This window comes from Aeromonas sp. 84A (assembly GCF_051919345.1).
Classification (GTDB): Bacteria; Pseudomonadota; Gammaproteobacteria; order Enterobacterales; family Aeromonadaceae; genus Aeromonas; species Aeromonas veronii.
On the sequence record NZ_JBQBEW010000001.1, the window covers coordinates 4,468,427 to 4,482,044 of the forward strand.

Sequence of the window (13,618 nt, forward strand, 5' to 3'; positions counted from 1 at the left end):
GCGAAGATAACACTCCACTCCCCGACAGGATCATGCCATGCGCTCTTCGTGCCGCCTCGCCACCCTGCTGTTCTCGCCACTCCTGCTCTGGCTGCCCGCCAGTGTCGCCGCCGATGCACTCTGGCTGCGCGAGCCCGCCCTCTCCCCCGATGGCAAGCGGCTTGCTTTCACCTGGCAGGGGCGCATTTTTGTCGCCAGTGCCGAGGGTGGCCCCGCTACGGCGCTCACCGGCAGCGACTACCTGAGCCAGCGGCCAATCTGGTCACCGGATGGCAAACAGCTCGCCTTTGCCGCCAATCTCTACGGCAACGAAGATGTGTTCGTGGTACCCGCCAACGGCGGCGAGATGGTGCGCCTCACTCGCGATTCGCGCACCGATCTGCCGCAAGCCTTCAGCGCCGATGGCAAACGGCTGTTGCTGAGCAGCCAGCGCCTGGGCGCGCCCGATGCCGACCATTTTGTCGCGGAAGGCTACCAATGGGGCGAGCTCTACTGGACTCCCATCTCCGGCGGCACCTTGCAGGCCAATCTGCCGCTGCCTGCGACCCTCGCCCGCCCCCACGGGGAGCGGCTCGTCTACCAGATGCCCGCGGCGGATCAACCCTTTCGCAAGCATCAGCACTCGTTCGCGGTGCCCCGTCTCTGGCTGTTTGATGGCAAGCAGCACAAGCAGCTGACCGAAGATCGGGTGGCGGCCACCGATCCGGACTGGAGCGACAAGGGAGATACCCTCTTTTACCTGAGCGAGCGCAGCGGTGATTTCAACGTCTGGCGCCGGGATCTCGCCAGCGGCAAGGAGCAACAGCTGACCCACTATCAGGGCCATCCGGTGCGGGGGCTCAGCGCCTCTCGCAATGGCGATCTGGTCTGGTCATGGCTGGGCGAGCTCTATCGCCTCGATGCCGGTAGCAGCGAGCCACGCAAGCTGACCCTCAGCCCGCAAGTGGCGAGCACGCCGGATGAGGCGAGCGAGGCCCTGACCCTGGCAGACGAAGCGCTGGTCAGCGAAGAGGCGGACGAGCTGATCCTGGTGAGCGAGGGCAACCTGTTTGCCGTCGACCCCGAGCGGGAGCGGGTGCGTCAGCTGACCCGCGATCCGAGCGAGCAATCCAGCCCTCTCTTCGCCGAGCAGGGGCGCGCCCTCATCTATCTGTCGGAGCAGCAGGGGCACGCCGCCCTCTATCGCCTGCGCAAGGGGGACCCTGATCTGCTGTTCAGCGATCCCGGCACTTTGACCGAGAGTCTGCTGCTGGCGATTCCCGACAAGGGGATCAGCCGTCCGGTGCTCTCCCCCGATGGCAAACAGCTCGCCTTCGTGGTGGATGGCCAGGCCATCCATCTGCTTGATCTGGCGAGCAACAAGCAGCGGGAGCTGGTGCCTGCCAGCTTAAACCCGTCGCGCCACGAGGTACATCTCGCCTTTGCCCCCGACTCCCGCCATCTGGCGCTCACTTTCCGCCCCGATGCGGCAGAGCAGGAGATCGCGGTGCTCGATACGGCCAATCCCAAGGCCAAACCGGTCAATGTCAGCCTCAACGGCTATCAGGATGGGCAACCGGGCTGGAGTCAGGATGGCGCCATCCTCTACTGGCAATCGACCCGGTTTGGCGCACTGGGGCCCGATGGCGAGCCCCTCGTCACCAACCTGCTCGGCATTTACAGCAGCCGCGCCGCCAGAGCCGATGCGATTGCCGAGCTGGAGCCGCCGAAAGGGGGATACGGCTTTGAGAGCGATCGTCTCAACCATCGCGAAGCGCTGCTGCTGCAACCCACCGGCACCCTGCTCGCCAGCCGCATCATCGGCGACCAAGTGATCTATCTGGTGGAAGAGATGGGGGTCAACAGCGAGAGCGAGATCAAGGGCTACAGCCAGGATCTGCGCAAGGGCAAAACCAGCGAACTGTTTGGGGAGCAGCCCGGCCCAGCGCTGGCAAGCCTCAACCAGCAGGGCACCCTGGCTACCCTGGTGCGGGATGGGGAGATCACCCGGATCCATCTCGACTCCGGCGAGGCCACCAGCGCCCCCTTCGCCTTGCAACCCACCAGCCGCTGGCAGGAACGCATGACCGCCGCCTTCGATCAGATCGCCCGCCTAACCCGGGACGAGTTCTATCTGGACGATATGAACGGGGTGAACTGGGATAGCTATGTCGCCGCTTACCGCCGCCTGCTGCCGGGCATCGGCAACCCGCGGGACTTTGGCAACCTGTTGGCGGAGCTGGCTGGCGAGCTCAATGTCTCCCACACCTGGGGCAGCGGCCCCGCCCCCTTCCCGCGCATGGCGGACGAGACCGCCAGCCTTGGCGGCTACTGGCAGGATGGCGAGCAAGGGGTGATGCTCACCGCCATGCTCTCTGGCGGCCCGCTGGATCAGGAGAGCGATATCGCCCCGGGCGCCCGCCTGCTCGCCATCAACGGTGTCCCGATTGCCAATCTGACCGAGCTGGATCGGGCCCTCAACCATCAGGCTGGCGCCCGGCTTGCCCTCACCTTCCAGCAGGAGGGCAACAAGCAAACTGACCAGGTGGTGCTCACCGCCATCGACAAACAGCAGGAGTACCAGCTGCAACAGGATCGCTGGATTGAGAAACGGCGGGAGCTGGTGGCCAGCCTGAGCGGAGGACGGGTCGGCTACGTCTATCTGCCGGCAATGAATAGCGAGGTCTACGATGCGGTGGTGGCGGATGCCCTCGGCAGACAGCGCAATCGCGATGCGCTGATCGTCGATGTCCGCTTCAACAGCGGTGGCTATCTCGCCAATACCCTGGTGGAGTTTCTGACCGGCAGCGGCAGCACCAAGGGAATGGCCAGCAGTTGGCCCCGTCAGGGCAAGGGTGAAACCGACGCCGCCACTCGCCAGTGGACCAAACCCTCGGTGGTGCTGGTGAACGCCGCCAGCTACTCGGAAGGCTCCGCCTTCCCCGAGTACTACCGCGCCCTCAAGGTCGGCCCCATCGTCGGCGATCCGGTGCCCGGCACCGGCACCATGGTCTACAGCCACGACTCTAGGCTGATTCCGGGGCTCTCCTACGGCATTCCGACCCTGGGGCTGCGCAAACCGGACGGCACCTTCTACGAGAATCAGGAGCTAATCCCGGACCTGCAGGTGCCCCTCACCCCCGCCGACATGGTGGCTGGGCGCGACCCGCAACTGGAGGCGGCAGTACAAGCCGCCCTCAAGCAGTTGTCAGCCAGCGCCAAATAACGGCCCCCATCGAGCTCAACGAAAGCGAAACAGCTCGCGATGCAGATGCCCGTCCGGCAACAGCCGGGTCAGGGCATCTGCCATCCCCTCCGGCCCGCAAAACCACACCTGCTCGGGGGCATCCTGCGCAATGCGGGCAAGATCCAGTCGCCCGGCCGCCTTGTCCAGATGCAGCTGATAGCGCACGCCGGTGCGATGACAGAGCTCGGCCAACCGCCGGTGGTAGACGGCGCCTGCCAGATCCGGCGCACACTGGATCAGGGTGATCTCCTCGCCGCGCTCCCCACGGGCCGCCAGCCCCTCCAACCAGGCCACAAACGGCGTGATACCGATCCCAGCCCCCAGCCAAAGGGCTCTACCTCCCCCTTGCGGGGCGACAAAGGCGCCATAGGGCCCGGTCACCACCACCCCATCCCCGGCGCGCGCCTCTGCCACCAGCTGACGAGTATGATCCCCGAGCGCCCGCACCGCGATCACCAGCTGGCGCCGATCCGCCGACACCCGCACCAGGGTAAAGGGATGCGGCCCCTCCTTGGCGTCAAACTCGAAGAAGGCAAACTGACCCGGGCGGTAATGGGCGAGCGGCTGCTCCAGCTGCATGGTCAGCTCGCAGGTGTGATCCGCCAGCGTCCGCACCGCAATGATCCGGCCCGGATGGCGATCCCGTGCTCCCACTTGTCCCAACAGAGAGTAGAGGGCCCCGATAGCACCGATCCCGCCGATCAACCAGATCGCTACCCCAACCGGCGTCATGGCCCCCACCTGAGGCAGCAGGCAGAGCCCGTGCCCCCAACCCGCCAGATAGATGAGCGGCGCCAACCGATGGATCAGCCGAAAGCGGCCATAACTCACCAGCGCCAGCAAGCTCACCACCACCAGCGCGATCAGCAGATAGAAACTCCACTCCCCCAAGGTATTGCCAAGGGCATGGAGCGAGATGCCATTACCTGCTCCTGCACCAGCTGCGGCCGCGCTGGCCCCACGCCGGGCGGGACGGCTCAGCCAACCCGCCGAGACCGCCCACTTGGGCGCCTCCACCAGCAGCCAGTGAGCGGTCAGTGCCAATGCGCCGCCGATGGCCGTCTGGCGGTGCAATCGCAACATCCGGTCCAGACCGCCACACCACACCTCCAGCCGCGGCAGACGCAATGCCAGCAACAGCGAAATGGCCATATAGGCCATCCCCAGCAGGCCCGTCAGCAGCAACATCTCATGGCGCCAGGGCCACACCCCGTTGGCGTCCCCCGCATAACCCAGCCACCAGACTCCAACCGCCAGCAGCGGCAACAGCCACCACACCCGTTTACCCGTCATAACATGCTCCCTGGTTCCATCGCGGCAGGGCCTCATCCCTGCTCATGGCTCCATTACAACCCCGTCCGGTCACAAGACTTTGCCAGAGGGGGAAGCTTGTGTGGCAATGTGTGACAAACGGCAACAGCAGAGGGGCCCGCCGGCCCCTCTGGTCACCCTTGCTGACTGGCCCTCTCTTCATGGGGAATAGTGCAAAATCCACCTCTGCCGTGATTGACGATCTACCTGCAAAAGGAATCAAATGGGGACGACACATATCTGCGGCGGAAACCCTGCTGCCCACCTTCCGGACAAGGAGCTCCCCCTTGCTTTCATCCACCGAACAACGCGTCTGCTCAAGCTGTCAACGCGAGACCAACCATGTCGTGGTGCTGGTCGACAAATCCTTTGGCCAGCAGCTGACCCCGGAGCAAAAGCGCAAAGCCTTTATCAAGGACTTCATTACCGGCTGGGCCGCCGGCCCCTTTCTGGCCAACATGGATCGCTTTGAGCGCCACGCCATCTGTGAAAATTGCGGAAATAAAGTTATTGATGAATGAAAAATTAGGGGAAAAACGACTGGTTTTGGGAGTGTCGGCGACATCGCTATGGCAAACCGGCCCGGAAAAATGCTCCGGATACCCCGCCCGTTTCGCTGCCCGTGACCGGTAATAAAAAGTGAGGGGCCGACCGGCCCCTCATGATTACGGCGCTTTTGAGGCCGTTCGCTTGCCCACCAACCGGTGCAGCAGCCTATTGTATTTTGCCCAGGAGTGGATCAGCAGGAAGATGCCGAACAGCAGGGCCAGAAACAGTTGTCCCACTTCGATGGCATCCAGCGAGCCGATAAAGCTCTCATCCTCCTCCGCCTCCGCCTCCAGATAGTTGAGCCAGGGTTGCAGGGCCAGAAAAATCCAGCCGACCCAGGTCACCAGCAGGATCAGCAGATCCCGCAGCCGATACTTCCAGCTGCGCCGGGTACCGTTGCTGATGATCATCTCGTTCGCCAACTTATGTTTTGTCACGGAACGACTCCCCCCTGTCAGGACTCTCCCACACCGCCAACTGGCCACGACGACGCAGGATCGCCTTGGGCACCGCCACCACCACGGTCACCAGATTGAGCAGCCAGTAGATGAGCGGATACCAGACACACCAGATAAAACTGCGGGCCATGCGCTTGTCGTAATGGTTGTCGATAAGGATGCTGACCCCGAACTGCACCAGACAAATCGCGGTCATCATCACCCCGCTCCACTGGAACAGGTGGCCCACCGCCAGTCCGCTCACGTCAGGCTCAATCAGCCAGATTAGCGCCAGCAGCAGCATGCTGTAGCACCAGGCAACGCTGGAGAGATATTCCAGCAGCAGCAGCCAGAAGCGGCGGTTGCGCCAGCGCATCGCCTGCAACCCGTAGCGCAGAAACACCTCGGCGCCACCCTGCGCCCAGCGCAGCCGCTGCTTGTAGAGACCGCGCACAGTCTCCGGCATCAGCACCCAGCAGAGCGCCTGCGGTTGGTAGTGAATGAGCCAGCCGGCCAGCTGCAGCTTCCAACTGATGTCGATGTCCTCGGTCACCATGTCATTGCTCCAGCCGCCGACCGCCTCGACCGCCTGCTTGCGAAAGGCCACCACCACTCCGGAGACGGTGAAGACGGTGCCGTAGATACGCTGGGCCCGCTTGATGAGGCCGATGATGGAGCTGAACTCGCCGGTCTGGATCTTGCCGATGATGGTGGAGCGGGTGCGTACCCGCGGATTGCCGGTGACCGCCCCGACCCTCGGGCTCTCGATGAAGTGCTTCACCATCCAGCGCACCGCGTCATAATCCAGCACCGCATCGCCGTCGATACCGACCAGGATCTCCCCGCTGGCCACCGCCAGCCCGTTGTTGAGCGCCATCGCCTTGCCCTGATTGTGCTGGTGGAGCACGGTCAGGCGTGGATCCTGCTGCGCCAGCCGATCCAGCCGCGCACCTGTGTCATCCTTGCTGCCATCGTTGATGGCCAGCACCTCAAAATCGGGATAGCGCTGGCGCAGCAGGTGGCCGATGGTCTCCTCGACATTGGCCCCCTCGTTGTAGCAGGGCACCATCAAGGTCACCCTGGGGTAATAGGGGAGCTCCAGCCCCCGCTTGGCCAGCGCGATATCCCGCCGCTCCCACTGGAAGTAGTAATAGAGACCGCCACAGACCCACACCATGGCCATCAGACTGGGATAGGCCAACGTAAAGATGGCTATCCCTTCCAGAAGATCCTTCACCGCATCGCCTCCCCTTGGGTGGCTTTAGCGGCACTGACTGCGACCGGCGTCACCGGCAGCTGGGCCGGCTGAGGCTGGGTCTGCACCGAGAAGACCGGCTTGAGCACCGCCGGATCCGGCTGGTTGTTGTGAAAATCATCCGGGTAGTAGCCAAAGTTGGTCACCCCCTTGCGCTGGATGATCTCCATCCAGCGCGCCAGCTCGGCATCGGGGATGGGCTGGTCGGTACGCCAGTTGCGGCTCTGCAGCTCGAACACCAGCCGATTGGCCGGCACCTGTGCCAGTGAATCTTCCGCCAGCCTGGCCAGCCACTCATCGGGGTTTTCTGCCTGCTCCATATAGGGCATGGCCATTACGGCGGTGTAGTCATAGGCCTTGGCAAACGCCGCCATGCTCTGGGCAAACCACTGTTGGGATTGCGGCTCTGTCACCAACGCCGCATAGATGTTGCGGGCAGTCTTGAGACCGTCGGCGCCCCCTTGCCGGTAACGAGCGGCGGCATCACGCAGCGCCATGGTGAAGTCGATCAACAGATCGGTCTTCTGCTCTCCCTGCGCCTGCAACGCATTCGGGGTACGAGCCAGCGACATCGGCCCCTCGTAGTCGCTGAGGAACGCATCGTCATGGAACAGCAGACCATCGAACTTGGTGTAAAAACCGAGATCCTCGTAGATATCCAGCAGCAGCTGACGGCTGGCAGGATCCCAAGGCGAGAGGCGCAGATACTGCCCCTTGGCGGGGGCGCCGGTACGGCTGTCGGTGACATAGGCATGGTTCGGCCCCATGTCGTAGGCCATCACCGGCATCCAGGCGAACACCTTGACCCCGGCACGGGTCTTGAGCTGCCAGGCCACCCGGTTGAAGAGATCCGCCTTGACCGGCATATGACGGTTGGGGAAATAGAGCGCCTCCGCCACCCCGTCGCCGTTGTCATCGGCATAGGCCTGCAGATAGACGGTGGTGATGCCATACCCCTTGATCCGATCCAGCAGCATGTCGATATTCTTGTTCATCTGCTGCGGATCCTTGTCGTAGACATAGTCCAGATCCACGTGCACCAAGCGCTCCACCTGCCGCTCCCAGGTATTGCCCCCCATGATCTCATCCAGGGTTTCGAGGCTGGTGTCCTCCTCCAGCAGATAGCGGCGCACCGTGCTGCCCGAGTCACTCAGCTTGTTGAGCCCTTCCGCCAGGGTGAAGGTGTAGGGCATCCCCGCCGCACTGGCCAGCTCCAGCGCCGTCTGGTTGAAGGCGCCGTAGGGCCAGACCAGGATCCGTGGTGCCCGACCGGTCTGCTCCCTGAGCTGGCTGGCCGTTGCGTCGAAGTCCGCTTTTATACGGGCCCGATAGTCGGCCATGCTCTCGTAGCCATTCTGGCTCCAGCCTGCGGTGGTCACCGCCGGCTGCACGTTGCCCTGCGGGTTGGCGAGCAGCCCGTAGTGGGAGGTGAAAGTGTGGGAGGCCAGCTCCACCAGTCCGGAGTCCTGCATCTCGCGGATCTGCGGCCAGCCGACGAAGTAGCTGCGTGGCAGCTTGTCATTGCCGTACGGGACCATCTTGTCATCGGCCACATCCAACCAACTGCCCACCAGCGCAAAGACCGCCGGATAGTTGTAGAGCTTGAGCAGCGGATAGACCAGCCGGTAGAAGCTCTCGTAGCCGTCGTCGAAGCTGAGCAGGATCGCCTTCTCCGGCAGCTGTGCCTTGCCTGCTTTGGCATCCAGGATCTGCTGGAAGCTGACCGGGTGATAACCCTGCTGCTTGATCCAGTTGAAGTGGCGGATCAGGGTGTCGCGCCGGATGGTCTGGGGATAGAGCTTGAGGTTGGGGGTCAATTTCAGATCAACGATATCGTGGTAGCAGAGCACCACATAGTCATCGGGTTGCCGGGCTGCCTGCGTCAGCGAAGGCAGCAGTGCAAGCAGCAAAACGAAAGGAGCAAGCCAGCGTCTCATCACATGAAACTCCATTGCAGATTGGCGAAGATGAAATTTCCGAACTCGGGGTTGCCGTCATAGATGGCCTGACGGCGGCCCAGGCCATAGCCCAGGCTGAGAGCGGGAGAGAGGATCCAGTCATGGCGATAGCTGAGCTGCCACCCCTGATCGCTGCCATAGCCCTGCTGCCAGTAGTGGTTACCACTCATGGTCAGGCTCTGCAGCAGGGAGCGACGCCCATCCAGCGGCAGCCGGTAGCGCCCCGCCAGCTCCAGCTCCAGATTGCGATCCTGCAAGGGATTGAAGTAGTCGACCTCCAACGCCTCGTTGCGGGAGGTAGCGCCGCGCAAGGTGGTATCGAACCACCAGCGATCCCGGCGCCAGAGATCCTGACGCAGCCAGCCGGAGGCCGTCAGCCGGCGGTTGCCATCGCTGATATCCATCTGCTCCAGTCGCAGTGCCCCCTCGCGGGTCTCATCCTGACGCCAGCCCAGATCGAGTTGGTATTGATCGGCGTAGTTGCCGCGCGCCAATGCCCGCAGCGGGGTGTCGGCACTGTTGAGATTGATGGCTGCACCCAATGTCCAGTGATCATCCAGCCGCCAATCGAGGCGACTCCAGAGATAGCCTTTGTGGTTGAGCTCGCTGCCCGAGCCCCCCTCCAGCGTCAGTTGCAGCGGGTAGAAAAAGATCTCGGCCCCCAGCCCGGTATAGGCGGCACGCTCGGGCTGCTGGTCGAACTCGCCAAAGCTGCCTTGACGGCGGACAAACAGTCGATCACCGCCATCAGTGCGAGCGCTGTAGAGGCGGCTGTCGTAGCTCCAGTCACGGCTGGCCTGCACCGAGCCCCCTTCGTTGCGGCCATGGGTCAGGTCGGTAACAAATTGTGGCGCCTGCTCCAGAGTCAGCCGCTGCTGCAACTCCTGACGATCCCGGGTCAGGTTGCCAAGGGTGCGCACGGCCTGCGGCGTGCCCTGCCAGTCCCCCTTGTCGAGCCGGGCATTGAGGCGACCCGGCTCGGCCAGCACGGTGCGACCGGCAGGCAGCCAGCGCACGGCCTGCCGATACGCCTGCTCGGCCCCGTCGGGATGGCCCCGCCAGCGGCGAATATCCCCCAGTTGCAGCCAGAGCCAGGGATTGGCTGGTGCGGTTTGCAGCCACGCTTCCAACTGAGCCTCTGCGGCGCCCGCCTGACCACGCCAGGCCTGCAGCAAGGTTTTCAGCTGCAATACCTTCTCGTAGTCGTCATTGGCCATCCGCATGTTGCCGGTGAAATCCCAGCGAGTCGGTGGCTCCTGCCAACCGGCCAGCAGACCCTGTGCCGCACCATAGCGCTCGCCATCCGAATAGGCGTAGAAGCGCTTCTCCAGCAGGCGTTTGTCTTTGGCCCGTGCAGGGGTCGCCAGTTGCTGGTAAATCACGGAAGCCTCATCCACCCGTCCCAGCCCGGCCAGTGCATCGGCGCGCGCCTCAAGCACATAGTCAGGCAATGGCCCCTCGGCCTGCAGCGTAGCGGACTCCCGTTCGGCTCGGGCAAACTCGCCGAGGGCCACCAGCGTCACCACTACATCTCGGCGGGCACTGATATAGAGCACATGATCGTGGGGGGCGCGGGCCAGGATCCGTTCTTGCAGCGCAAGAGTACGGGTCAGGGAGCGGCGGGCCAGCACCGGATCCTCGGTCTGGGCCGAGATCCGCAGCAGATTGACCGCCTGGTAGTAGTCGAGCCAGAGCCGGTCGACCGGTTTGAACAGCTTGGGGTAACGGCCCATCAGGTCTGCAGCCGCAGGGCCTGCCCCCAGGCTCACCGCTACCCGATAGAGCGCCAACACCTGCTCGGGATTATCCGGCTCCAGCTCCAGCCACTGCTGACGGGCCAGCAGCTCACCCATGGGATCTTCACCCTGGCGGGCGGCATAGATGCGGGCTTCGAGGATCGCCTGATCGCGGCCAAAGTTGGCCTCATATTCACCCGCAGCGTGGCGGGCCAGCTCGCGGTTGCCCTGATCACTGGCAGTGAGAAACAGCCCGAGCCAGCCATTGCGGTTGGCCGGATCGCGTCCCTGCAGGATGCGGTAATAGCTGATCGCCTCGGAGTAGCGCTTCTCGTCGCGGGCGGCACGGGCCACCCCTTCCAGCGTACTGTTGCTGATGGGGCTGAGCTCGCACGGCTCACAGGCGGCCAGCGCCCCCTTGCGATCACCCCTCCACAACTGCACGGCGATCAGGTCATCGAGCACCTTGCCATCACCACTTTGTCGATAGAGAGCATCCAGCCCGTGCGCTGCCGCATCCAGCTCTCCCGCTCGGGCCTTGATCACCCAGGCTTCACGCACTCTGTCCACCTCACTGGCACACACCAGCAGGGGCAACAGCGCCAACATCAAAAAGATGCGATTCATTCGCAACATACCACCCATAACAAACGCTGGTCATATCGTCCCTGCACGACCATACGGATATACACACCCGTCCGCTCCTGCCTGATGAGCAAGAGGGCTTCCTGACTTGTGTGCTGATTTCGAGGGTGAAAGGCGGGCAACGGCCACACCTTTCCTATGTGCGGCCCAGCCATCTCCGGGCGGAGATCTGAGGCTTTCCGAACCCGATTCACATCGGGAGTGGCAAGGTGGGCGATTTTGCAGCTGTGGACAATTTAGTCAATCCGGCAAGATGGGAATGGTTCTCAAAAAGATGAATAGATCAATCTTTATGCACAAAGGTGAGTGCAAAAAACACTATTAACAAAATAAACAAAGATATGAAGCGATAAGGTTCTATGAGCTTATGGCCTGCCCTGTAGAGACTTGTTCATATGAATACATATTTAATCTGGAATCCGCATACCAAAACCATCATGCGACAGCCTGTGTCATCAGCATTTCTAAAGTCACACCAGCCAGTCATCGCCGCGAACAGACATCAGAACCACGCCAAGAGTGCCCCCGGCTCAAGAACCGGGAGCATTCCAGCTTACGCAACTGAGGCTCGTGCGCTGTGGCTCAGGATCCACGCTTCGAAGTCGGCCAGCATGCGGGTTTCCGACTCGCTGTTGTCGGCGATAAGCTCGGCGCCGTGTACCACCCGGATATGGGCATCGAGCTGGCTTCCCTCACCCGCCGCGGGGCGCTGCTGGGCTGCGGCCATGCAGGCTTGCGCCTGTTGCCACGCTTCGGCTGCGCTCAGATTGCATGCCTCGGCCAGCGACACCGCGCTGAATCCCTCGCCGGTCAGGCTGCGCAAAGTCTCATCGTGACTCATGCCATTGCCCGGCCCCCAGTAGTGGGCGGCCAGATCCGGCCCGATACGCGGGTTGTCGGTGAGGTAGCCATCCCGTTTCAGGAAAAAGGCGCGGGTCTGCTCCACCGCCATCAGCGCCAGCAGGTAGCCGTGATAGGCGCAGGCCGACTCCTGATTAAGAAGGTGCGGAATGGCCAGCAACGGACGCGGGCTCTCGACACCGAGGATCTTGCGCTCCCACTTGCGGGCCAGCGCCAGCACAGTCTCGGGAGTGCGATCGCTCTCTGCCATGGCGTAGAGATCCCGCTCGAAGTAGGCCACCAGCGCGATCTGGCGCTCGTTAAAAGCGCGAAACGGCTGACGCGCTTCAATCATCTCCTTGATGAGGGCATCGGGAACTGCCTCTCCCGCCGCATTTCTGGCATAGCGTTTGAGCCAGTCGGCATCGTCCAGCAGGCTGTCGCAGAACATCGACTGGGTTTCGGCATAGGCCATGGAGGTGGGCGGGAACTCCTGTGAGAAGCAGGGGGCGTTGCCGGTGACATTGGCAAAATGCGCGGCGTGGCCCCCCTCGTGGAACAAGGTATTGAGGCCGTTCCAGCCGCTGCCCACCTGCGCCGGATCGGCCAGGCTGGTGAAGTTGACCACCGCCGGCACCCACTCCCCCTGTTGGAAGAAGCTCGGTACCGGGCCGTGGCAGAAGCCGTTCTCGTATTTCCCCTCCCGGGTCAGCAAATCCAGCGTCAGGGTCGCCCCGCGATACTGGATGCCGAGCCGGCGGAAGCTCTCGACCCAATCCCGCAGCGCCCGCGAGAAGGGCACGTAAGGATCGAGCTGGCGGGTCACATCGCCGCTCACGCTGTAACGCAGGTTGTGGGGCAGCAGGGCCGCCTCGCCCTTGGCGGCCTTCAGCTCTTCCAGACTCTGCTGCAACCGGGCGTCGGTGCGGGCAATAAAGTCGTCGAGGATGGCAAACAGCTGCTCCGGGCTCATCTGCTCGTTCTTGCGCACCTTGTAGTCGAAGTAGTCGCGATAGCCCATGGTGCGGGCAAAGCGGTTGCGGATCGCCACCACCTCGAGAAAACCGTTGCCGACCACCCACTGCTCCAGGGTGTGGAACATGGCGAGCGCGCTCTGGCGCACCGCCTCGTTCGGGCTGGCGGCGAGCGAGGTACTGGCGGCAGGCAGGCTGCCAGCGACCTGCTGGCCCTGCTCATCCAGCAGGGTCAGTTTCAGCCCCTTGCGGCGGGCGAACAGCTCCGCCTCGGCGGCTACCAGCTCATCCATCAGGGCGGCAGCGGCGGGATCTTCAATCACATTGCACTCGAAGAAGGCGATCCAGCCTTGCAGACCGCGCTTGAGGTCATCCTCGTCGGCCTGCACCAACATCTCCCGCAATTCGGGCAGACGGGCCGGATTAGCACAAAAGGCCTTGTAGGCCTGCTCGGCCGTGGTGAAACCGGCCTGATCATCGCTGGTGCCCATATAGGTGGACCAGAAGAGATCCTCCTTGCGCCTGTGCACCTGCAGGTAGTCGGCGTTGAGCTGGTTGAAGTAATTCCTGGCAATGGAACTCATAAATTCCCTCTTGTTATGGGGTCACCCGCAGCGGGGCCCACTCCTTTTTTTGAAGAAATGCCAAACCATTCACACTCTTTGGCAAAAATTGCGCTGGGATGCG

General features: G+C 63.0%; 8 protein-coding genes. 2 read left to right on the top strand and 6 right to left on the bottom strand.

The features are described 5' to 3' along the window. The first annotated feature begins 37 nt into the window (after positions 1-37). The gene (locus ACTG20_RS20290) at positions 38-3,205 is read left to right on the top strand and encodes a S41 family peptidase (RefSeq protein ID WP_439987370.1); all 3,168 of its coding nucleotides are present in this window, start codon (positions 38-40) and stop codon (positions 3,203-3,205) included. A 15-nt stretch (positions 3,206-3,220) separates the two neighbouring features. Here the strand turns inward: ACTG20_RS20290 and ACTG20_RS20295 are convergent, their stop codons facing one another. Further along, a complete protein-coding gene (locus ACTG20_RS20295) occupies positions 3,221-4,519 on the bottom strand; it encodes a ferredoxin reductase family protein (protein ID WP_439987371.1) in 1,299 nt (432 codons plus the stop codon). A 305-nt stretch (positions 4,520-4,824) separates the two neighbouring features. Between ACTG20_RS20295 and ACTG20_RS20300 the strand changes: the two genes are divergently transcribed. Beyond that, positions 4,825-5,058 (top strand): hypothetical protein, encoded by a 234-nt coding sequence (locus ACTG20_RS20300; protein WP_194495323.1) that lies wholly within the window; start codon positions 4,825-4,827, stop codon positions 5,056-5,058. Positions 5,059-5,202: 144 nt separating this feature from the next. Here ACTG20_RS20300 and ACTG20_RS20305 read toward each other — a convergent pair whose 3' ends face one another. The 5 genes from ACTG20_RS20305 to ACTG20_RS20325 form a co-directional block, all read right to left on the bottom strand. Next, complete coding sequence (locus ACTG20_RS20305; RefSeq protein ID WP_194495258.1) at positions 5,203-5,523, bottom strand: hypothetical protein; 321 nt, start codon at positions 5,521-5,523, stop codon at positions 5,203-5,205. Then, positions 5,510-6,760: a poly-beta-1,6-N-acetyl-D-glucosamine synthase gene (pgaC, locus tag ACTG20_RS20310; protein ID WP_194495256.1), complete on the bottom strand. Its 1,251-nt coding sequence runs from the start codon at positions 6,758-6,760 to the stop codon at positions 5,510-5,512. The genes ACTG20_RS20305 and pgaC overlap by 14 nt, the downstream gene beginning before the upstream one ends. Continuing rightward, positions 6,757-8,715, bottom strand: coding sequence for a poly-beta-1,6-N-acetyl-D-glucosamine N-deacetylase PgaB (gene pgaB / locus ACTG20_RS20315; protein WP_194495254.1), 1,959 nt, complete (start codon positions 8,713-8,715; stop codon positions 6,757-6,759). The genes pgaC and pgaB overlap by 4 nt, the downstream gene beginning before the upstream one ends. Next, complete coding sequence (gene pgaA, locus ACTG20_RS20320; RefSeq protein ID WP_234915295.1) at positions 8,715-11,099, bottom strand: poly-beta-1,6 N-acetyl-D-glucosamine export porin PgaA; 2,385 nt, start codon at positions 11,097-11,099, stop codon at positions 8,715-8,717. The genes pgaB and pgaA overlap by 1 nt, the downstream gene beginning before the upstream one ends. 571 nt (positions 11,100-11,670) lie before the next feature. Then, complete coding sequence (locus ACTG20_RS20325; protein WP_439987373.1) at positions 11,671-13,515, bottom strand: M3 family metallopeptidase; 1,845 nt, start codon at positions 13,513-13,515, stop codon at positions 11,671-11,673. Positions 13,516-13,618: the final 103 nt, after the last annotated feature.

What these genes read in the sequence shown, in the direction of transcription:
- pgaB (WP_194495254.1), bottom strand. Translation starts at nt 8,715, where the DNA reads ATGAGACGCTGGCTTGCTCCTTTCGTTTTGCTGCTTGCACTGCTGCCT.
- pgaA (WP_234915295.1), bottom strand. Translation starts at nt 11,099, where the DNA reads ATGAATCGCATCTTTTTGATGTTGGCGCTGTTGCCCCTGCTGGTGTGT.
- ACTG20_RS20290 (WP_439987370.1), top strand. Translation starts at nt 38, where the DNA reads ATGCGCTCTTCGTGCCGCCTCGCCACCCTGCTGTTCTCGCCACTCCTG.
- ACTG20_RS20295 (WP_439987371.1), bottom strand. Translation starts at nt 4,519, where the DNA reads ATGACGGGTAAACGGGTGTGGTGGCTGTTGCCGCTGCTGGCGGTTGGA.
- ACTG20_RS20325 (WP_439987373.1), bottom strand. Translation starts at nt 13,515, where the DNA reads ATGAGTTCCATTGCCAGGAATTACTTCAACCAGCTCAACGCCGACTAC.